This window comes from Amycolatopsis tolypomycina, assembly GCF_900105945.1.
GTDB classification, from domain to species: domain Bacteria; phylum Actinomycetota; class Actinomycetes; order Mycobacteriales; family Pseudonocardiaceae; genus Amycolatopsis; species Amycolatopsis tolypomycina.
The window spans coordinates 1459151-1480139 of record NZ_FNSO01000004.1 but is presented as its reverse complement, the minus strand read 5'-3'; the positions used below and the strand labels follow the sequence as shown (position 1 = coordinate 1480139).

Genomic DNA, 20989 nt, shown 5'->3' with positions numbered 1-20989 from the left:
CCGATCCAGCGACCCCGGCACCGCCGTCATCCCGTCAGCTCGCGTTCCAGCGGCGTGCGGAACCGCGGCACTGCCCGGACCTCGCCGAACCACTTCGCGCACTTCTCCGCCTCCGCTTCGATCGCCGCCCGCACTTCCGCGCCGACGTCCTCCAGCACCCTGAACACGACCTCGCCCGACGCCCGCTGTGCCCAGCCGCCGACCACCCGCCCCGACGCCCACACCGTCGGGCCGATGTTGCCGCTGCGGTCGAACAGGGCCGCCCGGTGCGGCCCCAGGAACCAGTTGCGGTCCTGCCAGCCCATCGGCGTCGGATCCAGCGACGGCAGGAACGCCACCCACGGTGGTGGCGACGGCACCGGTTCGAGGTCGTCCGCCGGCACCACCCCCGGCACGCCGTCGAGGTCGACCTCGACCGGGGACAACGCCGCCAGGGCTTTCTTCGTCTGACCCGCCGTCCAGCCCGTCCACCACCGCAGGTCGCTCACCGGTGCCGGGCCGTACGCACGCAGCCACCGCCGGGCCAGTCCGACCCGGGCCTCCTCCGCGTCCCACGCCGGCAGGCCGCCCGGCACCCACTCGTCCAGGGGGTGCCACACGTACTGGCTGCTCAGCCAGCTGCCGCGGGGACGGCCGCGCGCGATCCGCCCGCCCGCCGCCAGCAGGAACAGCACGCGGCTGGTCACGTTGCCGATGGCCTCGTACGGCTTGCCCGCCGCCATCAGGAGCTGCTGGCGCAGGCGAGGCTCGTCTTCGCTCAGCTGCTGCGCCGTCGCGGAGCCGCGGGCCCGCAGCGCCGCCTCGACCGACGCTTCGACGTCCTTCAGCCACGCCGCCGGCTCCGGCACGTTCTCCGGGTGGCCCTGCTGCCCCAGGTGCTGCTCCAGGAGCTTGCGCTGCTTGACCTCGATGTCCGCCGAACAGCCCGCCTGCACCAGCGCCGCCGTGTCCAGGTCCGTCACGAACACCGTGCGCCGCATGCCCAGCAGGCGCAAAAGCGACCGCTCGGCGTAGAGGGCCTGCTCGACCGCGGCGACCGCCGGGCCGGCCAGCCGGGCGGACGCGGACAGGTGGACGGTCGCCGGGTCGGTCGCGTGCAGGGCGACGACCCCCGCGACGGCTTCGGTCACCGTGGCCGCGGGCGCGGCCAGGTGGTGCCGGACCGCGAGGCGGGCCCGGCGCTGCTCGGTACTGATCTTCGGAGGCACCCGTTTTTCCTACCACCCGGCACCGACAAAAACGCCTCGTCGTGCCGGGTGACCAGGCGATAGTCTCGGGAAATGGTCTCCGGTGCACACTTCGCGGCCTTCGCCGCGCTGACGTTCCTCATGGTCGTGGTCCCCGGGCCGAGCGTGCTGTTCACGATCAGCCGCGCGCTCACCGTCGGGCGGCGCGACGCGCTGCTCACCGTCGTCGGCAACTCCGTGGGCGTGTACGCGCAGGTCGTCGCGGTCGCGTTCGGCCTCGGCACGCTGGTCACGACGTCCGCCGCGGTGTTCACCGCGATCAAGGTCGCCGGCGCGCTCTACCTGGTGTACCTGGGCATCCAGGCCGTGCGCCACCGCCGGAAGCTGACCGACGCGATGGCCGCGCAGGTGCGCGCCACGCCGGGCCGGGTGCTGTCCGTGCTGCGCGTCGGGTTCGTCGTCGGCTTCGCGAACCCGAAGTCGATCGTGTTCCTGGCCGCCCTGCTGCCCCAGTTCGTCGACCCCGCCGCGGGCTCGGTGCCCGCCCAGATGCTGGTCCTCGGGCTGTGCCTGCCCGCGATCGCGCTGGCCACCGACAGCGCGTGGGCGCTGGTCGCCGGCACGGCCCGCGCGTGGTTCGCCCGCTCGCCGAAGCGCCTGGAACTCGTCGGCGGCACCGGCGGTCTCGTGATGATCGGCCTGGGCACCGGGCTCGCGTTCACGGGCCGGGGTGACTGAGCACCAGGTCGAGAAGTCCCGGGAAAACGGAGTCGAATTCGGGACGCCGCAGGCGGTTCAGCCGTCGCGGGCCTTCGTCGCGTTGTTCGATCAGGCCAGCCGCGCGCAGCACCCCGAAGTGGTGGCTGAGCGTCGCCTTCGCCACCGGCAGGTCGAAGGTGCCGCACGCCTTCGACCACTCGGGCACGGCGGCGAGCTCGCGCAGGATGCCGCGGCGCACCGGGTCGGCGACCGCGGCCAGGGCGTCCTGCAGCGAAACGGCCGCCGGGGCCGCGTGCGTCAGCCCGCGCGCCCGCGCGGTGTTCGACGATTCTCGTACACTCATCCGGTCGACCTCCATCGAACACTCTAGGAGCCCCCGTGCCGCGACACCTCGACGTCACGTTCGGCCCGGACGCGCACAACCGGCTCGACGAAGCCGCCGAGCCCGGCCGGGAAGGCGCGCTGGCCGCGCTCGAATCCTTCTACTATGCCTTCAACCAGCGCGATCTCGACGCATTCCGCCGGGTCTGGACGACCGATCCCCTGGCCCAGCTGAACAACCCGCTCGGCGGCATCCTCCGCGGCGGCGAGGCGATCACCGAGGCGCTCGCCGCCTACCAGCGGGCGATCCGCGGCTAGAGAGCCTTCACCAGTTCCGGCCACCACTCCCGCGGCAAGCCGTCGAGCGGGACGACCACCTGGTCGGCGCCCGCGGCCCGGTACTCACGCAGCCGCGCGACGACGGCGTCGAAGTCACCCCACACGGTGAGGCCGTCGACGAGCCGGTCGGACAGGTCCGCGATGTCCGCGTCCGTGAAGCCCATCCGGCGGAAGTTGGCCGCGTAGCCCGGCATCCCGGCCAGGAACTTCAGCGAGCCACCACCCCGGACGGTCTCCCGCACCTTCGCCTGATCGGTGTCCGCCACCACGTTGAGCAGCACCGCCAGCTGCCGGTCCGCACCCAGGATCTCCCGCGCCGACGCGACGTAGTCCGTGGTCACCAGGTACGGGTACGCGCCCGACGCGCGATCGCGCGCCAGCTCGAGCATCCGCGGGCCGAGCGCCGACAGGATCCGCGCGGACGGCGGCACGACGTCCTCGATCTCGTCGAGGTAGTCGCCGAGCGCGGCCAGCGGGCGCGCGCCGTGCGCTCCGCCGAGGCCGACGACGAACCGGCCGGCGGGCAGGTCGGCGTACGCCGAAGCGACGGCGGCCGACGGCACCCGGTCGACCGACAGGATCCCGCTCGCCACCTGGATCCGTGAAGTCGCGCGGACGACCTCGGTGATCTGCGGCAGGTTGTTCCCCTGCCCGCCGGCGAGCCACAGTGCCGAGTAACCCAGCTCTTCGAGCTCGACGGCCACGGCCGTGTCGGTGTCCAGTGCGCTGTGGGTGGCCCCGAGCGGCCCCAGTTTCGTCATGCGCCCGACAACCCCGGCGGACGCCGGATTGTTCCCGTCACGCCGGTTGTTCGTCCTCGGCGGAACCGGGCTCCTCGGCCGCCCGAGTGAACATCCGGGTCGCCGACAGCCGCGCGACGCCGTCGGGCTCGCCCAGGTCCTCCAGGGAGTTGCGGATCGTCGAGTCGACCGACAGGTACTTGCGGCCCGCCCGCAGGTCGGCGTCGTTGCGCAGCCGCACGATCAGCGGGAACTCCGACAGCGCGCCCGCGTCGAACAGGCCCGTCGTGTAGATCAGCTGCACGCCCAGCGCCTCGGCCACCGCCCGCTGCAGCTCCAGCAGGTACCCGGCCGACGCGCGGCCGATCGGGTTGTCCAGGAACAGCACGCCCGAGTGCCGGTTGCGGGCCTTGCCGCGGTTGTTCGCGCGCAGTGCCGCCAGCGTGCAGTACAGGATGATCGCCGCGGTCAGCTGCTGGCCGCCGGAGAACACGTCGCGGATCTCCGAGACGCGCTGGCGTTCGGTACGCAGCACCGAGTCCGGCTTGAGCATGTCGACGCGGAACCCCTTGGGCGCCGCGGCCCGGACGCCGCGCAGCACCAGGGAAAGCCCGTCGCGCTTGACGTCCCGGCCGTCCGCGGTCTTGCCGACCGCGGCCTCGTCGACGACCTCGCCCAGCTTCTCGGCGAGCGCGTTGTCCTCCAGCTCCGTGAAGCGGATGCGGAGGAACTCCTGCCCGGACCAGTCGCCGAGGCCGTCCGGCAGCCGGGAGACGCGCTGGGCCGAGCGCAGCGTCCGCAGCGCGCCGTCGACCATGCCCTGCAGCCGCGTGATGATGCCGCCGCGGTGCCGGTCGATCTGCGCGAGGTCGTCGGTCAGCGAGCGCAGCCGCGGCCGCAGCGCCTCGGCCCACTCGGCGGCGTGCGCCGGGAGCTGATCGCGCTTGACCGAGATGACCTGCTGGCGCACCGGCGTGGTGAGCTTCTCGAAGCGCTTTTCCGTCGCGTACTGCGCGAGCTGGTCGGCGGCCGCGCGTACCCGCCGGTCACCCGCGTCGGCAGCGTCCTGGGCCTGGCTCAGGGTCGCGTTCAGCCGCGCGTGCTGGGCCCGGGCCGTCTCGACGTCGCCGTCGTAGGCCGCCGCGTCCGTGTCGGTCACCAGGTGGGCCAGCGATTCGGCGAGCAGCGCGAACCCCGACGCCGAGGTGCGCGCCGACTCCAGCGTCGCCTCCGCCGACGCCCGGCGCTCCTGCAGCTCTTCCCACTTCCGGGCGGCCGCCGACGCCTCCTGCCCGGCCGCGTCGATCAGCTCCAGGCCGTGCTCGATGTCCCGCGGCTTCTCGCCGTTGACGCCGTTCTGCAGCGGCAGCGCGTCCAGCTCGGCGCGCCGGGTCGAGACGAGCCCGATCGCCTCGGTGCGCTCGTCCTCGAGGCCGTCCACGAGCCGGCGGGCGCGCGCCAGCGCCGCCGCGCGGGCCGACGCGTCGGAACCGTCGGGCGTCTCCAGCAGCTCGGCGGCCCGCGAACGCACCGCCTCGTCCAGCGACTCGACGGCCGAGCCCGCGGCGGCTTCGGCGGATTCGGCCTGGTCCAGCTCGCTCCGCAGGTCGCTGCCGACCTCGACCTTCGCGTACGACTCGGACGCCGACAGGTAGGTCCGGCGCAGCGCGTCCACCGGCTCGGCCGGCGCCGGGCCGTCGGCGGCGTCGGCCGCGCCGGGCACCTCGGCCAGCTCGGCGCGGGCGGTGGTCGCTGTCCGGCGGTGGCCGTCGGCGGTGCGCTGCTCCTCCCCCGCCTGCTCCCGCAGCCGCGCGGCCTTGCCTGCCGCGTCGGACGCCTGGAGGTCGGCGCGCTCGGCGATCTCCGTGGCCCGCTCGGCTTCTTCGGACCACTGGGCGATCCGGGCGCTGCGGACGGCCAGCTCGCCGAGCCGCCGGGCCTTCTCCTCGGCCTCGGCGGCGGCCGCGCGCAGTTCCGGGACGCGCTCGCGCAGCGACGCGGCCTTTTCGCTCAACCGCGCGAATTCCGCCTCCGCCTGCTCCAGCGCCGTGCGGGCGGTCTCCCGCGCGGTCCGGGCCGCCTGGGCCTGCTCGGCGAGGGTCGCGATGGCCCCGGGCGGGTAGTCCTCGCGCCACGTCGTGAGCTTCCACGTCAGGGCGCCGTCCGCGGACAGCTTGGCGGACAACGCTTCGAGCCGCCGCTGACGTTCGGTGTGCCGCCGCGCGACGGCCTCCCGCTCGGCGTCGGCGGCTTCTTCGTCGTACATCGCGGGGTTCGGCGGCACCAGGAACTCCACCCCAGGAGCGGCACTTTCACGTGAAAGTGCCGCTTCGGTGGTGCCGACGGCGATGATCGAGCTCGGTAGCAGCCGCCGCTTCGTCAGGACTTCCCGGGCACGGGAGGCGTGCGCGGCGTCGTTCAGGAGGACCCCGGACACCAGCTGCGGCAGGCTTTCCAGGACTTCGGCGCGCCGGGAAGCGTCCAGTTTGGACAGATAGCGCCAGCCGGACCACGCGGTGATCCCGGCCTCCTCCAGGGCGTCCAGGGCGGCCTGGACGTCCTCGGGCGGCGGCAGCAGCCCGCCGGACCCCAGCGCCGCCAGGGCCCGCTCGTCGGCGGACTCCTCCATCCGCAGCGCGGTCTGCTCCTTTTCGACGGCCGCGCTCGCCTCGCGCAGCCGTTCCAGCAGTACCGGAAGGTCGCTCTCGAGGTTGACGTCGTCGGCGCCGAGCAGCTCGACGAGCCGGCTTTCGGCGGCGAGGGCGTCGGTCCGGCGGTGCGCGCGGTCGAGGTCCTCGGTGGCGCGTTCCAGGCGGTCCTGGGTGGTGCCGGCGAGCTGGTGCGCCTCGTTGACGGCTCGTTGCGCCGCTTGGAGGTCCGTGCCGACGCGGTCGAGTTCCTGGTCGCGCCGGGTCAGTTCCGCGGTGGCCTGCTCGGCCGCGGCACGAGCCGCGCGCGAGGCCTCGGCGACGTCGGCGCCCGAAGGCAGCAACCCCGCGCGAACCGCGGCCTGCACCTCTTCGCGCAGCTCGGTGATCCGTGTGGTGAGCCCGCGCGCTTCGGCCCGGCGGGCGGCCGCGAGGTTCGCGGCTTCGTCACGCTCGGTCTGCGCCTTCTCGGCTTCGGCGCGCAACGCGCCCGCGTGCGCTTCGGCCTTGTCGGCCTGCCGCTGGGCGTCCTGCGCCAACGCGTGCAACCCGCGTGCCAGCGCCGAAGCCGCGTCGTTGCGCGCCTTCAAGGCCGGACGCGCCTTCTCCTCGCGGCTGCCGACGAGTTCGCGCAGGTCCTTCGCCTTGCGCGCGGCGTTCAGCGAGTTGAGGACGGTCGCCGTCTCGCGCCAGGCCTCCGCCTCGGTCTTCGCCGCGGCCAGCTCGGCGTCGACGCGCTTGCGGGCCTCCTGAGCCTCGTCCAGCCGCAGCACGGCGACCAGACGGCGCAGCTCGGTGACGGCCGCGGCGAGCCGCCGGTGGTCGCCCTCGGCGAGCTTCTCCGCGGATTTGACCTCGTCGACGTGCTCTTCGAGCCCGGACAGCCGCGCGTTCTCCAGCTCGTTGCGCGCGACGACGCGCCCGGCCAGCGAAGCCAGGTCGGCCTTCGCGGACTCCGCGATCTTCCGCGACTCCGCGGCCACGCCTTCCTCGGCGGCCAAGGGCGCCAGCAGGTCCAGGGCACCGGCCACGAAGTCGCGTTCGGAGAGCAGATCCCCGCGCTGCGCCAGGTTGTGCGCGTAGGTCGCGACGACCTCGGCGAGGTCCTTCGGCTCCTCCTCGGAGATGACCGCGCGCAGCAGGAACTCGACGAACGCGTCGTCGGTGCCGAAGGCGAACGCGTCCGCCGCCTCGCCTTCGCCCGCGTTCATCGCGCGCTGGTAGCGGAACAGCTCGGTGTCGAGGCCGAGGTTGTCGAGGCGGCCGGTCCACTCGTGGTGGCGGCGGGTCCAGGACAGCTCCAGCTCGGGTTCGGCCAGCTGGGCCGCGGTGAGCTTGTCGTGGAAGCCGGACATGGTGAGCAGCCGGCCGTCCTGCGTCATCGGCAGGGAGTCGAGCCCGAGCGCGGACGTCGGGCGGAAGCAGTACCAGGAGTCGACGAGGTTCTCGGAGTCGGCGGACACGACGTGCCCGCGCCATTCCGAGACCTTGCCGGTGATGATCCGGTGGCCGCTCTCGACGTGCAGCCACTCCAGCACGACGTGTGAGACGTCCTTGGCGGCGACGAACTTCTCCAGCACCTTGGTGCTGGTGGTGCCCACGACCTGGCGGCGGCCCGGCAGCATGACCGAGAAGATCAGCTTGATGAGCACGGACTTGCCGCCGCCGTTCTCGAGGAACAGCACGCTGGCCGGCGACGGGCGGCGCAGCTCGGCCGGGCCGGTCGCGTGGATGCCCGCGCTGAACAGGGCGTCCTGCTTGGGCGCGGTGATCTTGGCGCCGACGCCGCTGAAGTCGAGCACGACGTCCTGGTAGCGGGCACCCGCCGGGCCCACCGAGTGCAGGCGGACCCGCGAAAGCTCGTACATCGGTTCCCCTCTTAGAGCGTGTCCGAGGCGGCCGCGCGCAGCGTGCCCCCGGCGGTCGCGACGGCGACGACGTCGAGCGCGAGCAGGTCGTCGAAGGCGGCGTCGGCGGCGAGTTCGCGGACCTGGATCTGGTAGCGCGGCGTGGTCCGGTAGGTGCCGCCCTGCTCGTCGCTCACCGGGACCAGGAAGCCCTGGTCGGCGAGGAACCGCAGGGCGCGGCTGACCATGCCGCGGGTGGTGTCGGCGGCCAGCCTGCCGTCCTTGGTGGCGGCCGCGGCGGGACGGCGGGTGTAGGCGCGCCAGGCCTGTTCGAGCTCGGGGGCGTCGGCCAGGGGGTCGTTGTTGGCCTCGGCGGCCGCGGCGCGTTCGTCGAGCATGCGGGCGGCTTCGCGGACCATCGCGTCGACCTGCTCGACGCTTACGCGGCCGATGTAGGTGTCGTTGGCGAGGTCGTCGGGACGCGGGTAGCCGAGTGCGGCGGTGGCGAGGTGGATCAGGCCGTGCAGCACCTTCTCGGTCTCGCGGCGCTCGCGGATCTTGGCCTGCCGGGCGTAGGAGTCCATCTTGATCTCGAAGACGGACTCGTCGGTCGCGGCGAGGACCGCGCCGGCCTGCTGGTTGACCTCGAGGACCATGAGGCCGAGCCCGGCGGCGACGGCGTGGGTGAGGGCCTTGAACGCGTTGTCCTCGCCGTAGCGGCGCACGAGGTCGCCGTACACGACGTCACGTGCGGGCAGCTGCTTCGGCCGCATGCCGAAGGCGACCAGCCGGGCCGCGGCCTCGGCGTCCACGCTGCTGTGGGACAGCGCCATTACGCGACCTCCTCGTTTTCTTCTTCGTCGGCGCGTTCGACGGCGGCGGTGGACAGGAGCAGGTCGGCGCCGCCGAACTCGGGGTCGTCCAGGAGCGTGCCGTCGTCGACGGCGAGCAGGACCGAGCGGTCGCCCTGGCGGCGGGCCGCGCCGATTCCGGGACTGTAGGCGTGGACCGCGCGCAGCGCGACCAGGGCGGCGAGCCCGGGCTGGCGGCTGCGGCGGGCTTCTTCGAGCAGCCCGGAGAGCCGCCGCGGCACCTCGGGCAGGTCGAGCAGCTCGTCGGCGGCGCGCCAGACGTCGTCGCCGAAGCGGTCGGTTGTTTCCGCGGGCATGAGCTCCGGCTCGGGAATTTCGCCAACCAGGTGGTCGCGTTCGGGCGCCGGGCGCAGGAGCAGCGAGACGAGACTCGAAAGGGACGGCACGACCGGCGGGGTGATGCCCGCGACGGCGTGGAAGAAGTGCTCGGCCGGGGTGACGGCGTCGGCCAGCGGCAGCCCGAGTGCCGGGACGAGGAGCTGGCCGAAGAGGTCGAGGGTGGCGCGCTGGGGTGGGCCGGAGAACTGCTGGCGGTCCTGTTCGGCGCGGAAGACCGCGCCTGCGTCGGCGAGCCGGGACTGCAGGCGGGTGTGGCGGCGGATGCAGTCGCCGACGATGTCGACGAGTTCGGCGGCGCGGCGCTTCTTGTCGAGGTCTTCGGTCTCGTCGCGGGCGGTGGTGATGTTCTTGAGGATGGCGTTCTCGGCGCGGAAGCGGGCTTCGATGTGGCTGAGCGCGCTGTCCAGCAGCTCGGGCACTTCGCGTTCCCAGTCGACCGACCGGACGTCGCGGCGGGTGGCGTCGAGCTTCGCGCGCAGGGTCTCGCCGTACTGGACGGTCCGGTAGCGGGCCTGCTCGGCAGCGAGCTTGGCGTCGGCGAGCCGGCCGCGGTTGATGAGGTTCTCGAGCTTGACCTCGGCGGCGATCTGCGCGGACTCGACGTCGGTGTCGAGGGCGCCGACCAGGACGTTGATGGCCTCGTCGGTGGCCCGCAGGTAGACCTCGCCGTCGCGGGCGGCCAGCTCGACGAGCAGCTTGAAGTCGAACTGGCGCCGCTGGTAGCCGCCCGGCCCGATCGAGCCGTAGACGCGCCGGAAGCCGCGGTCGGTGGTGCCGACGTTGATGAGGTTGTCCAGGACCCACTTGGCGACGCGGACGTGTTCTTCGGGCATCCGCGACGGCGCCTGCTGCGCGATGAACGGCAGCAGCCGGTCGATGACCTCGTCGTGGCCGGCGCCGGTGTCGAAGTCCATCGCGATGGTGACCTGGTCGATCGTGTGCAGCGCGATCTCGGCCATCTGGTAGATCGTGGCGTCGGCCCAGTCGAGCTTCGCCTTCCGCGCGTCGAGGTCGTGCAGCGGCGCGGTGCAGGCCAGCGCCTTGAGGCGGCGCGTCAGCCCCTCGTCGGCCAGGCCCGTCAGGCCGGTGTCGTCGTCTCGCACAGCAGGCCAGGCTAGTCGGCCACCCTCTGCGCACGCGCGGGTGACGGGCTAACGTCGCCTACATGCGTGAGATGAGCCGAGAAGAGTGGTGGAAGTTCGCCTCCGAAGGCACCCGGACGGGCATGTTGGGGCTGGTCAGGAAGGACGGCTCCCCCATCGTCACCCCGATCTGGTTCCTCCTGAACGAGGGGCCGGACGGCGACGAGCTGATCTTCACCACCGGCACCGAGACGCTCAAGGGCAAGGCCATCGCCCGCGACGGCCGCATCTCCCTCGCCGTCGACGACCAGAAGCCGCCGTTTTCGTATGTCCAGTTCACCGCCGAGGCGCGGCTGACCCACGACCTCGACGAAATGCTCGAGTGGGCGACGAAGCTGGGCGGCCGGTACATGGGCGCCGAGCAGGCCGAGGCGTACGGCAAGCGCAACGCCGTCCCCGAAGAATCCCTCGTCCGGGCGAAGATCACCAAGGTGATCGCGCGCGCCGACATCGCCGGCTGACCCCGTTTCGCTGGTAATCTGCCCCCGGGGGTGGGGGTATGCCTTCGGGAGACAGACGGGACGCCGTCAAGGCGATCTTCAGCGCGGGCCAGCGCGAACTGGTCGCCGAGCTGGAACGCCTCGACGGCGGGCGCTTCGGCCGCTCCGGTCGCACTCGGCTGCTCGAAAACGGTGACGTCTTCGAACGTGCCGTCGTCAGCGCGGCCTTCTCCGGCGAGTTCTTCGCGGCCGGGCTGTCAGTGGTGCTGCACCCGCGCAACCCGTACGTCCCGGCCTTCCAGGCGCACTTCCGCTACCGCGAAGGCGGCGACACGTGGTGGTTCGGCGGCAGCGTCGACCTGCTGCCCTGCTACGGCTTCGCCGCGGACGCCACGCACTTCCACCGCGTCCTCAAGAGCCACTGCGACACGCTCGACCCGGCGTTCCACGCCCAGGCGAAGCGGGCGTGCGACGACCGCTTCCGGCTGCCCCACCGCGACGAAGCCCGCGGAATCGGCGGCATCCTCTTCGACCACCTGAGCCTCCCCGGCCCGGACGGCTGGCGGAGCTCGGCGGCCTTCACAGCGGCGGGCATCGCCGCGATCGCCCCGGCGTACTTCCCCATCGTGCGACGGCGCAAGGACATGCCGCACGGCGAACGCGAGCGACTGTGGCAGCTTTACCGTCGCGGCCGGTACGTCGAGTTCACGCTCGTCCACGACGCGGCGACCGCGGTCCAGGCCGACGCCGAGGCGATCCTGGCGGCCCTGCCGCCGCTGGCCCGCTGGGCGCCGGAGTTCACGCCCGAGCCCGGGAGCGCGGAGGCGGAGCTGGCGTCGTTCCTCGTCCCGCGCGACTGGGCGGCCGAAACTGTCGGTGCTCGCCGGTAGAGTCGAAAACGGGGGGCGCCCCGGCGGGCTCCGGTTCGATCGGCCGCACGGGAGCGCCCCAATGTGGCGTTCGGTGCATCCAACGCACCCAATGTGGCGTTCGGTGCATCCAACGCACCCAATGTGGCGTTCGGTGCATCCAACGCACCCAATGTGGCGTTCGGTGCGCCCAACGCACCCAATGCGGCGTTCGGTGCACCCAACGCACCCAATGCGGCGTTCGGTGCACCCAACGCACCCAATGCGGCGTTCGGTGCGCCCAACGCACCCAACGCCACATTGGGCCGCTCGGGGCCGAGCGGGCTGAGCTGCGCGACCGGCCACGCCCCGCTGAGCGGGAAACCGTTGGCACGCTGAGTGAGCCGTCGCGTGGACTATTGACAGGGCCCACCTCGAAGGTGTGTGATCTGTCCCATAAATAGGAAACTTTCCTAACTATTTTCGCCGGTGGTCCGCCGACCATTCCGCCCCGGTCACCCCCTGTCCCCCGACAACGCAGGAGGCTCCCAGTGGCACCCCGTCCACCGTGGCGCGCGGTACTGGCCGGTACCGCGGTCGCGGCGCTCGGCCTCACCGCGGTCAGCCCGGTAAACGCTTTCGCGGCCGACACCGCTTACGAGTCCGAGAACGCCACGATCGTCCAGGGCGCAGTCGAGTCGAACCACGCCGGCTACAGCGGCACCGGCTTCGTCAACTTCGACAACGTCGTCGGCAGCTACGTCGAATACTCCGTCAACGCCGCGCAAGCGGGCACGCACACGCTGACCTTCCGCTATGCCAACGGAACCGCCGACAACCGGCCGGTCAAGCTGACCGTCGACGGCGGCGACAAGGGCACCGTCGACTTCCCCGCCACCGGCGCGTGGACGACCTGGAAGACCGTCACCGCGACCGTGCAGCTCACCGCCGGCGTCAACAAGGTCCGCACCACCGCCACCACCGCCAACGGCGGCCCGAACGCCGACAAGCTCACCGACACCTTCACCGCGCCGGTCGACGGCGAACCGCCGTCCCCGCCGTCGAACCTCAAGGCGAGCAACATCCTGCCCACCGCGGCGACGTTCTCCTGGACGGCCGCGACGGACAACGTCGGCGTCGTCCGCTACGAGATCAACCGCGGCGGCAACATCCTCAAGACCGTCGACGGGAACACCACGAGCGCGACCGTCGACAACCTGACCCCGAACACCGCCTACGACATCTCGGTCGGCGCGTACGACGCCGCCGGCAACCCGTCGCAGCAGAGCAACGTGGTCACCTTCACCACGCCGCCGAGCAACGACACCACCCCGCCCACCGTGCCGGGCAACCTGCGCTCCACCGGCGTCACCGCGAACAGCGTCTCCCTGGCGTGGAACGCTTCCACGGACAACGGCGGCACCATCGCGGGCTACGACGTCTACCAGGGCGCCGCGAAGGTCGCGACCACGACGTCACTGGGCACGACCGTCACGAACCTCGACCCGAACACGTCCTACACGTTCACCGTCAAGGCGCGCGACCCCGACGGCAACAGCTCGGCGGCCAGCAACGCCGTCACCGCGAAGACCAGCGCGCCGGGCGGCGCGGGCGGCATCCCCGAGTACGACCGGGACATCGCGAAGGTCGACCTCGGCTGGTCGGTGGACTTCCTCCCGAACGGCAACGCGCTGGTGACCGAGCGGGACCGGTTCGAGCTCCTGCTCGTGACGCCGTCCGGCCAGAAGACGACACTGGGCAAGGTGCCCGGCGCCGTCACGACCAGCGGCGAAGGCGGCCTCCTCGGCCTGGCGATCTCGCCGAACTGGTCGAGTGACCACGCGATCTACCTGTACCACACGGCATCCGGGGACAACCGGATCGTGAAGATGACCTACGACGGCACCACGCTGTCGTCGACGTCGACGCCGGTGCTGACCGGGATCGCGAAGAACCGCTACCACAACGGCGGCCGGATCAAGTTCGGTCCGGACGGCAAGCTGTACGCCACCGTCGGCGACGCCAAGAACAGCGACAACGCACAGAACAAGAGCTCGCTCAACGGGAAGATCCTGCGGCTCAACCCGGACGGCTCGGCGCCGAGCGACAACCCGTTCTACGCCACCGGCGGCAACGCCCGCTACGTCTGGAGCTACGGCCACCGCAACCCGCAGGGCCTGGCCTGGGACTCCCGCGGCCAGCTGTGGGCGGCGGAGTTCGGCGAGAGCAGCCAGGACGAGCTCAACCTCATCCAGAAGGGCGGCAACTTCGGCTGGCCCAGCTGCGAAGGCACGCAGGGCAGCTGCAGCGGCTACATCGCGCCGAAGAAGACCTGGTCGACGTCGCAGGCCGGGCCGAGCGGGGTGGAGATCGTCAACGACTGGATCTACATCGCCGGCGTCACCGGGCAGCAGCTGTTCGCCACGCAGATCAACGCCGCCGGCACCGGCGTCGGCACGGTGTCGACGCTGTTCTCGGGTCGCTGGGGCAGGCTGCGGTCGGTCACGAAGACCCCGGACGGCGGGCTCTGGCTGACCTCGACGAACAACGACAAGAACGGCGGCACGCCGTCGACGCTGGACAACGTGATCGTGCGGCTGAAGTTCCCGGGCGGCAGCACGCCCGGCGGCTTCAAGCTGACCAGCTCCGCCTTCGCCGACAACGCCACCATCCCGGACAAGTACACCTGCGCCGGGGACGGCACGGCGGGCCAGGACCCGTCGCCGCCGCTGGCGTGGGGCGAGTCCACCGGGGCGAAGGGCTACGCCGTCGTGTTCGCCGACGTCGCCAACAGCGGCAACAAGCTGCACTGGGCGATCTGGGACATCCCGGCGGCCACGCGGTCGCTGCCGGAGGGCCTCGGCGCGGGCTACACCGTGCCGAACCAGGGTGGTGCCAAACAGAAGGCGATGGGCAGCGGGGCGAACGCGCAGAAGTACTTCGGCCCCTGCCCGGGCGGTTCGAGCCACCCGTACACGTTCACGCTCTACGCCCTGAACACCGCGACCGTCCCCGGCCTGACGTCGTCCTCGACGATGGCCCAGGTCGAGACGGCGATCAAGGGCGCGTCGACGGCGAACGTGGTGCTGCGCGGCAAGTCCAGCGCGGCCGCCTGAAAGCCGCGGCAGGGGTGACCGGAGCGGCGCCGGTCACCCCTGCCGCCCTTACTGCGTCCCCGCCACCCGGCGCAGGTGGGCGTCGACGTCGAAGCCGTGTTCCTCCAGCCGGCGGCGGGCCAGCAGCAGTTCGTCGGGGGTGAACAGCTCGGCGTACTCCTCGCGGAGCATGACCGCCTCGGAGCTGCGGCCCAGCTGGTTCTTCTCCCAGAGCACGGTGAACCCGCCCGCGGTCCCGGCGCCGCGCAGCAGCAGCCGGGCCGCCTCGACACCGCCGTGCTCGCGCACCATGCGTTCGAACTGGGCGGGCCGATAGCCGAAATCCTTCGCGAGAACCCGGCACCCGTCGAGCAGATCCTCGGTGAACCGCGCGGCGAGCCGGGGATCGGCCGGGACGGATGCGGCTGGTTCGGGCATGGGGGAGACCTCTCGACGCGACGGCTTCCCAGATTAATCGCGAACCGGGGTGGTTTCGCTACGCCATTCGAGCAACGAATTTTCGATGAGCACTCTCCGTGGCGACGGAAACGGACAAAAGGGGCGAACCGAAACTGTCGGTGAGCTCTGCCATGCCGGCCCGCATGCGAACCGTGGTCGACGTCCACGTCCACTATGGACAGATCTACGTCCACGACGAGGACGGGAGCCGTTCGAGGGCGACCTGCACGCGTGTTTCGCCGGGCACCGGCGGCCGACGTGGTCGTCCGCGAAACGAGCGCGATCGCGGCCTGCCGGCAGGGTTTCACGCGCGATCCGCCTCGACGGCGGACCGGCAGCTGGAGGACTGGGTGGCGTGCCGGCCGCCACCGGCCTCACCAGCCGAACAAGCCGCCCATGATCCGGGCGCAGCGGGCCGTCATCGCGTCGGCGTCTTCGTCCGGGCGGTCGATCCACCAGCTGATCAGCGAGTCGACCACGCCCGTCCACACCTGCGCGACCGCCTCGATGTCCGCCGGGTCGGCCAGGCCGCGGGAGGTCAGCAGCTGCGTGGCGCCGAGCACCGCGAACGCGTCGAGACGGCGGCGGTAGTCCGCGGCCGCCGCGGCGATGTCGCCCGTCGACGGCACCGTCGGGTCGCGCAGCAGGCGCCACGCGTAGCGGTCGTGGTCGAACGTCGTGAAGATCGCCGACAGCACCTTCAGCGGCATCTGGTCGGGCGCGCCGCCGGCCGCCATCGTCGCCGCGACGCCGTCGGTGAGGCGGCCGCCCGCGCGGTGCAGGCAGGCCAGGTACAGCCCGTCCTTCGAGCCGAAGTACTGGTACAGCAACGGCTTGGTGACCCCGACCCGGCGCGCGATCTCGACCATCGACGCGCCCGCGTAGCCCGCGCGGCCGAACTCCTCGGTGCCGGCCACGACGAGCTGGGCCTCGCGCTCTTCGCGGGGCATCCCCTTGGTCCCCACCGGCCTTGACTCCGTCACACGCGAGAGCCTACCGTGCGTAAAGTGACCCCAGGGTAAGTTACCGTCAGGTCAGATCCGAGGAGGCGACGTGGCCGAGTTCCTGGCGCACCTGCGCGACCCCGTGCTGTTCGCGATTCCGGTGTTCCTGCTGTTCGTGACGATCGAAGTCGTCGCGGTGCACGTCCTCGGGCACGACGACAACGTCGTCGGCTACAGCGTCGCCGACACGCGCACGAGCATGCTGATGGGCACCGTCGCGGTCGGCGTCAACGCGCTGTTCCGGCTGGTGATGCTGGTCGTGTTCGCGGCGCTGTTCGAGCTGGCGCCGGTCAAGCTCGACCCGCGCGACTGGTGGACGTGGGCGATCATGCTCCTCGGCCAGGAACTCGTGTTCTACGCCTACCACCGGGCCAGCCACCGCGTGCGGCTGCTGTGGGCGGGCCACCAGGTCCACCACTCCAGCGAGCACTACAACTTCTCGACGGCGCTGCGCCAGAAGTGGACCCCGTACTTCCAGCTGCCGTTCTGGTCGGTGCTGGCGCTCTGCGGCATCCCGCCGTGGATGATCCTGACCGGGCTGTCGATCGACCTCGTCTACCAGTTCTTCGTGCACACCGAGAAGGTCGGCAAGCTCCCGCGCTGGTTCGAGTACGTCTTCAACACCCCGTCCCACCACCGCGTCCACCACGGCAGCGACGAGGCCTACCTCGATTCGAACTACGGCGGCATTCTCATCATCTGGGATCGCCTGTTCGGCAGCTTCGTCCCCGAAGGCAAGCGGCCGACGTACGGGCTGACGAAGAACATCGGCACGTACAACCTGCTACGCGTGGGTTTCCACGAGTACGGCTCGATCCTGCGCGACCTGCGCACGGCCCGGACGTGGCGCGAGCGCGCCGGGTACGTGTTCGGGCCGCCCGGCTGGCAGCCCGCCCTACGCGATGTCCCGCAGGGCGAGGCTGTTCAGGGGCGGGCGCTGCGGTGAGGTGAGATCGGTCAGCACGATCTCGCGCTCGACCCCGGGTGACGTCCCGCGCCGGAACTGGGCCAGCAGCGTCGCCGGTGGGGCCGCCGTGACCAGCCGGCCGTGGCGTTCCAGGCGGTCGAACAGTGTCTGCATGATCTGGCCGGACATCCGGCCCAGCGCCTGGGTGCTCTGGTGGCGGTGCGCGCGGTGGCCGAGGTCGACCTGGGCGAGGGCGTCGAGGCCGCGCAGCTCCAGCAGGTCGATCAGGTGCCCGACCTCGACGCCGTAGTTCGCGACGAACGGGATGCTCTCCAGCACTTCGCGGCGGCCCGCGTACTCCCCCGCCAGCGGCTGGACGAACCCGGCCAGCTCCGGCCAGAACATGTTGAGCAGCGGCCGGGCGACGAGCTCGGTGACCCGGCCGCCGCCGTCCGCCTCGGTGCCGAGCGGGCGGTGGTAGAAGCCCTTGACGTAGGCGACCGTCGGGTCGGTGAGCAGCGGGCCGAGCAGCCCGGTGACGTAGTCCGTGGTGAAGTCGTAGAGGTCGCCGTCGACGAAGACGACGAGGTCGCCGCTCGTCGCCGCGACGCCCTTCCACAGCGCCTCGCCCTTGCCGGCCAGCCCGTCGAGGCCGGGGAAGACGGCGTCCTGCGCGACGACGGTGGCCCCCGCGGCGGCGGCGACCTCGGCCGTGGCGTCGGTGGAGTGGCTGTCGACGACGAGGATCTCGTCGACGAGCAGGCCGTACAGCTCGTCGCGGATCGCCGCGACGATCGCGCCGACGGTCGCTTCCTCGTTCCGGGCCGGGATGACCACGGACACCGTGGTGGCGCGCTTGGCCGCGACGAGCTCTTGGACGGTCCAGTCCCCGGCCTTGCTGCTGCGCCGGGTGAGCCAGGTGCCGATTTCCGGCGAAACCTGCAGCATGCGTTTCCCCTTCCCTCGTTCCCTTCCGAGGTTCGGGGTGCCGCGTTTCGGCGACCGCTCCCCGGTGCTACCGGGGTGTTACGAGATCGGCCACGCCGCACCGATCCCGTTAACCGGCCTGATGGCTCAGCGCGGGCTCGTCGACGATGGACGGACACGGGCGGGCCGGACCGGCGGGAGCTGCTGGGCGTCCAGGAACCTTGTCGCGGACCTGCGCGGGCGTGAGGCCGGTGCCGGCCGGCAGCCCCGTGTCGGACCACCTCGCCGCGATCGGCCGGGAGTGCCGCTAGGCGTCTTCCTCTTCCAGCATCTCCGGCGTGACCGCGGACTCGGTGTCCGGGATGTTCAGGTCCTTGGCCCGCTTGTCCGCCATCGCCAGCAACCGGCGGATGCGGCCAGCCACCGCGTCCTTCGTCATCTGCGGGTCCGACAGCTGGCCCAGTTCCTCCAGGGACGCCTGCCGGTTGGACAGCCGCAGGCGGCCCGCTGCCAGGAGGTGGTCCGGGGCCGTGTCGCCGAGGATCTCCAGCGCCCGCTCCACCCTGGCCGCCGCCGCCACGGCTGCGCGGGCCGACCGCCGCAGGTTGGCGTCGTCGAAGTTGGCCAGGCGGTTCGCCGTTGCGCGGACCTCGCGGCGCATGCGGCGTTCTTCCCACTGCAGGACGCTCGCGTGCGCGCCCAGGCGGGTCAGCAGCGCGCCGATCGCGTCGCCGTCGCGGACCACTACCCGGTCGGCGCCACGGACTTCGCGCGACTTCGCCTGGATGCCCATCCGGCGCGCCGCGCCCACCAGGGCCAGCGCCGCTTCGGGGCCCGGGCACGTCACCTCCAGCGACGACGAGCGGCCCGGCTCGGTCAGCGACCCGTGCGCCAGGAACGCGCCCCGCCACGCCGCTTCCGCGTCGGCCACGCCCCCGGACACCACGGCCGCGGGCAGCCCGCGCACCGGGCGGCCGCGCTGGTCGATCAGCCCGGTCTGGCGGGCCAGGCCCTCACCGTCCTTCACCACGCGCACGACGTAGCGGGTGCCCTTGCGCAGGCCGCCGCTGGCGGTGATCACGTGGACGTCCGAATGGTGGCCGTACAGCTCGTGGATCTCCTTGCGCAGCCTTCGCGCGACCGAGCCCGTGTCCAGTTCCGCCTCGACCACCACCCGGCCGGCCACGATGTGCAGCCCGCCGGCGAAGCGAAGCAGCGACGCGACCTCCGCCCGGCGCGGCCCGATCTTCGTGATCTCCAGCCGGCTCAGCTCGTCCTTCACCGCGGCGGTCATCGCCATTACTGCCCCTCCCTGCCTTTCGCTCCTCCCCCGTGCTCCCCGCCGAGACCGAGAGCCTCCCGCATGCACAACGCGAGCGCATCAGGATCATGCCGTCCCGCCACTTCGGGGTCGGCCACCGCCCCCAGGTGCGCCCGGCCGCCCAGCCGTTCGGCCGCGCGGCGGAGATTCGCCGGGTCGGGCACGGAATCGCGGTCCGCGATCACCGCGTCGACCCGCAGATCGGGCGCGTGCTCGAAGAGTACGTCGAGATGGCGCTCCGGGGAGAATCCCCCGGTTTCCCCCGGCTGGGGGACAAGGTTGAGCACCAGCACCTTCGTCGCGGCCGTCCGCACGAGCGCGTCGTGCAGCCCCGGCACGAGCAGGTGCGGCAGGACACTGGTGAACCACGAGCCCGGCCCGAGGAACACGACGTCGGCGGCCAGCACGACGTCGACGGCTTCCGCGCAGGCCTGCGGCGGGCGCCCCGACCGGCCCGGCGTGTGCAGGCTGACGCGCTGCACCTGGCCCGGCGTCGACGCCACCGCGACCTGGCCGCGGATCGTGCGCACCGCCGCCGGGTCCTCGCTGTCGAGGCCGCTGACCTGCCCCACGATCTCCAGCGGCTCCGCCGACATCGGCAGCACGCGGCCGGAGACGCCCATCAGCCGGCAGGCCTCGTCGAGCGCGGCGACCGGGTCGCCGAGCACCTCGAACAGCCCGGCCAGCAGCAGGTTTCCGACCGCGTGCCCGGCCAGTGCGCCGTCGCCGCCGAAGCGGTGCTGGAAGACCTCGGCCCACAGCGTGCCGCCGTCCTCCGCGGCGAAGGCGGCGAACGCCTGCCGCAGGTCGCCCGGCGGCAGCAGGCCGAGTTCGCGCCGCAGCCGGCCGGACGATCCGCCGTCGTCGGCCACGGTCACGACCGCGGTGACGTCGGGGGTCACCCGCCGCACCGCGGACAACGTGGCGTGCAGCCCGTGGCCGCCCCCGAGGGCGACCGCGCGCACGTTATTCACGACCAAGGTCGCGGTGCACCACCTTCACGGCCATACCGTCTTCTTTGGACAGACGCTGGGCGAGCTCCACCGACAGCGCCACGCTGCGGTGCTTGCCGCCGGTGCAGCCGACGGCGAGCGTCAGGTACCGCTTGCCCTCGCGCTTGTAGCCGGCGCCGATCAGCCGCAGCAGTTGGTGGTAGCGGTCGAGGAACTCCTCGGCCCCCTCCTGGGAGAGGACGTAGTTGCGCACTTCACCGTCGAGACCGGTGTGCTCGCGCAGCTCCGGGATCCAGAACGGGTTGGGCAGGAACCGGACGTCCATCACCAGGTCGGCGTCCATCGGCAGGCCGTACTTGTAGCCGAAGGACAGCACGGTGACCCGGGTCTGGGTGCTCGCCTCGGAGCCGAACGCGTCCTCGATCTTGGCGCGCAGGTCGTGCACCGACAGCGACGACGTGTCGAGCACCAGGTCGGCCTCTTCGCGCAGCGGCTCCAGCAGCGTCCGCTCCGCGGTGATGCCGTCGGCGAGCCGGCCGTCGCCCTGCATCGGGTGCCCGCGGCGGACGGCCTCGAAGCGCCGCACCAGCACCGCGTCAGTCGCCTCCAGGAACAGCACCCGCGGCTTGTAGCCCCGGGCGTCGAGGTCCTTGATCACCGAGGCCAGGTCGTCGGTGAACGCGCGCGAGCGCACGTCCATCACCACCGCCACCTTCGTGATCGCGCCGCGCGCCTGCGCGCCCAGCTCGACCATCGTCGCGATCAGCTCCGGGGGCAGGTTGTCGACGACGAACCAGCCCAGGTCCTCCAGGCACTTGGCCGCCGTGCTGCGGCCCGCCCCGGACAACCCGGACACGACCGCGACCTCCATGCCGGAGCC

At 72.1% G+C, this 20989-nt stretch carries 18 protein-coding genes; 6 read left to right on the top strand and 12 right to left on the bottom strand.

Features of this window, described 5'->3' with window-relative positions; all coding sequences use genetic code 11:
* Window positions 1–26: 26 nt before the first annotated feature.
* The gene (locus BLW76_RS17565; RefSeq protein ID WP_091308524.1) at window positions 27–1208 is read right to left on the bottom strand and encodes a winged helix DNA-binding domain-containing protein; all 1182 of its coding nucleotides are present in this window, start codon (window positions 1206–1208) and stop codon (window positions 27–29) included.
* A 72-nt stretch (window positions 1209–1280) separates the two neighbouring features.
* Here BLW76_RS17565 and BLW76_RS17560 point away from each other — a divergent pair, with 72 nt between their 5' ends.
* Window positions 1281–1925 (top strand): LysE family translocator, encoded by a 645-nt coding sequence (locus BLW76_RS17560; RefSeq protein WP_091308521.1) that lies wholly within the window; start codon window positions 1281–1283, stop codon window positions 1923–1925.
* Here BLW76_RS17560 and BLW76_RS17555 read toward each other — a convergent pair.
* Window positions 1906–2250 (bottom strand): ArsR/SmtB family transcription factor, encoded by a 345-nt coding sequence (locus tag BLW76_RS17555; RefSeq protein WP_091319519.1) that lies wholly within the window; start codon window positions 2248–2250, stop codon window positions 1906–1908. The two genes, BLW76_RS17560 and BLW76_RS17555, sit on opposite strands and share 20 nt — an antisense overlap.
* A gap of 35 nt (window positions 2251–2285) precedes the next feature.
* Here BLW76_RS17555 and BLW76_RS17550 point away from each other — a divergent pair, with 35 nt between their 5' ends.
* Complete coding sequence (locus BLW76_RS17550; RefSeq protein WP_244170198.1) at window positions 2286–2546, top strand: Cif family virulence factor; 261 nt, start codon at window positions 2286–2288, stop codon at window positions 2544–2546.
* On the opposite strand, the gene BLW76_RS17545 is transcribed toward BLW76_RS17550, so the two are convergent.
* Genes BLW76_RS17545 through BLW76_RS17530 form a run of 4 tightly spaced genes read right to left on the bottom strand, consistent with a single transcriptional unit; the run spans window position 2543 to window position 10116 of the window.
* Entirely contained in the window at window positions 2543–3328 is a 786-nt protein-coding gene (locus tag BLW76_RS17545) for a TIGR03620 family F420-dependent LLM class oxidoreductase (RefSeq protein ID WP_091308519.1), read from the bottom strand. The two genes, BLW76_RS17550 and BLW76_RS17545, sit on opposite strands and share 4 nt — an antisense overlap.
* A 37-nt stretch (window positions 3329–3365) precedes the next feature.
* Window positions 3366–7823 (bottom strand): hypothetical protein, encoded by a 4458-nt coding sequence (locus BLW76_RS17540; protein WP_091308516.1) that lies wholly within the window; start codon window positions 7821–7823, stop codon window positions 3366–3368.
* An 11-nt stretch (window positions 7824–7834) separates the two neighbouring features.
* Window positions 7835–8635 carry a hypothetical protein gene (locus BLW76_RS17535; protein WP_043788290.1) on the bottom strand — a complete coding sequence of 267 codons (801 nt, stop codon included), beginning with the start codon at window positions 8633–8635 and terminating at the stop codon, window positions 7835–7837.
* On the bottom strand, window positions 8635–10116 hold the full coding sequence (locus BLW76_RS17530) for a hypothetical protein (RefSeq protein WP_167384639.1): 1482 nt from the start codon (window positions 10114–10116) through the stop codon (window positions 8635–8637). The genes BLW76_RS17535 and BLW76_RS17530 overlap by 1 nt, the downstream gene beginning before the upstream one ends.
* A gap of 62 nt (window positions 10117–10178) precedes the next feature.
* On the opposite strand from BLW76_RS17530, the gene BLW76_RS17525 reads away from it, so the two are divergent.
* The 3 genes from BLW76_RS17525 to BLW76_RS17510 all read left to right on the top strand — a co-directional run bounded on the left by BLW76_RS17525 (window position 10179) and on the right by BLW76_RS17510 (window position 14559).
* Window positions 10179–10616 carry a PPOX class F420-dependent oxidoreductase gene (locus BLW76_RS17525; protein ID WP_091308513.1) on the top strand — a complete coding sequence of 146 codons (438 nt, stop codon included), beginning with the start codon at window positions 10179–10181 and terminating at the stop codon, window positions 10614–10616.
* Window positions 10617–10654: 38 nt separating this feature from the next.
* Entirely contained in the window at window positions 10655–11485 is an 831-nt protein-coding gene (locus tag BLW76_RS17520; protein WP_091308510.1) for a coproporphyrinogen III oxidase, read from the top strand.
* A 509-nt stretch (window positions 11486–11994) separates the two neighbouring features.
* Entirely contained in the window at window positions 11995–14559 is a 2565-nt protein-coding gene (locus tag BLW76_RS17510; RefSeq protein WP_091308504.1) for a PQQ-dependent sugar dehydrogenase, read from the top strand.
* Between the two features lie 48 nt (window positions 14560–14607).
* Here the strand turns inward: BLW76_RS17510 and BLW76_RS17505 are convergent, their stop codons facing one another.
* Together BLW76_RS17505 and BLW76_RS17500 are read right to left on the bottom strand one after the other, a co-directional pair.
* Complete coding sequence (locus tag BLW76_RS17505; RefSeq protein ID WP_091308472.1) at window positions 14608–14976, bottom strand: hypothetical protein; 369 nt, start codon at window positions 14974–14976, stop codon at window positions 14608–14610.
* Between the two features lie 395 nt (window positions 14977–15371).
* Entirely contained in the window at window positions 15372–15980 is a 609-nt protein-coding gene (locus tag BLW76_RS17500; RefSeq protein WP_244170197.1) for a TetR/AcrR family transcriptional regulator, read from the bottom strand.
* 70 nt (window positions 15981–16050) lie between these two features.
* On the opposite strand from BLW76_RS17500, the gene BLW76_RS17495 reads away from it, so the two are divergent.
* On the top strand, window positions 16051–16947 hold the full coding sequence (locus BLW76_RS17495; RefSeq protein ID WP_091308470.1) for a sterol desaturase family protein: 897 nt from the start codon (window positions 16051–16053) through the stop codon (window positions 16945–16947).
* Here BLW76_RS17495 and BLW76_RS17490 read toward each other — a convergent pair.
* From BLW76_RS17490 to rapZ, 4 genes are all read right to left on the bottom strand, one after another.
* Window positions 16897–17856, bottom strand: coding sequence for a glucosyl-3-phosphoglycerate synthase (locus BLW76_RS17490; RefSeq protein ID WP_091308468.1), 960 nt, complete (start codon window positions 17854–17856; stop codon window positions 16897–16899). The genes BLW76_RS17495 and BLW76_RS17490 overlap by 51 nt on opposite strands.
* A gap of 286 nt (window positions 17857–18142) precedes the next feature.
* Window positions 18143–19135, bottom strand: a complete 993-nt coding sequence (gene whiA, locus BLW76_RS17485; protein WP_043788299.1) for a DNA-binding protein WhiA — start codon at window positions 19133–19135, stop codon at window positions 18143–18145.
* Entirely contained in the window at window positions 19135–20121 is a 987-nt protein-coding gene (locus tag BLW76_RS17480; protein WP_091308466.1) for a gluconeogenesis factor YvcK family protein, read from the bottom strand. Before BLW76_RS17480 ends, whiA begins: the two co-directional genes overlap by 1 nt.
* Window position 20122: 1 nt before the next feature.
* The gene (rapZ, locus tag BLW76_RS17475) at window positions 20123–20980 is read right to left on the bottom strand and encodes an RNase adapter RapZ (RefSeq protein WP_003101350.1); all 858 of its coding nucleotides are present in this window, start codon (window positions 20978–20980) and stop codon (window positions 20123–20125) included.
* Window positions 20981–20989 lie beyond the last annotated feature (9 nt).

Coding starts and splice junctions, on each gene's coding strand:
- whiA (WP_043788299.1), bottom strand. CDS start 19,135: ATGGCGATGACCGCCGCGGTGAAGGACGAGCTGAGCCGGCTGGAGATC.
- BLW76_RS17520 (WP_091308510.1), top strand. CDS start 10,655: ATGCCTTCGGGAGACAGACGGGACGCCGTCAAGGCGATCTTCAGCGCG.
- BLW76_RS17560 (WP_091308521.1), top strand. CDS start 1,281: ATGGTCTCCGGTGCACACTTCGCGGCCTTCGCCGCGCTGACGTTCCTC.
- BLW76_RS17555 (WP_091319519.1), bottom strand. CDS start 2,250: ATGAGTGTACGAGAATCGTCGAACACCGCGCGGGCGCGCGGGCTGACG.
- BLW76_RS17505 (WP_091308472.1), bottom strand. CDS start 14,976: ATGCCCGAACCAGCCGCATCCGTCCCGGCCGATCCCCGGCTCGCCGCG.
- BLW76_RS17535 (WP_043788290.1), bottom strand. CDS start 8,635: ATGGCGCTGTCCCACAGCAGCGTGGACGCCGAGGCCGCGGCCCGGCTG.
- BLW76_RS17490 (WP_091308468.1), bottom strand. CDS start 17,856: ATGCTGCAGGTTTCGCCGGAAATCGGCACCTGGCTCACCCGGCGCAGC.
- BLW76_RS17545 (WP_091308519.1), bottom strand. CDS start 3,328: ATGACGAAACTGGGGCCGCTCGGGGCCACCCACAGCGCACTGGACACC.
- BLW76_RS17525 (WP_091308513.1), top strand. CDS start 10,179: ATGCGTGAGATGAGCCGAGAAGAGTGGTGGAAGTTCGCCTCCGAAGGC.
- BLW76_RS17540 (WP_091308516.1), bottom strand. CDS start 7,823: ATGTACGAGCTTTCGCGGGTCCGCCTGCACTCGGTGGGCCCGGCGGGT.
- rapZ (WP_003101350.1), bottom strand. CDS start 20,980: ATGGAGGTCGCGGTCGTGTCCGGGTTGTCCGGGGCGGGCCGCAGCACG.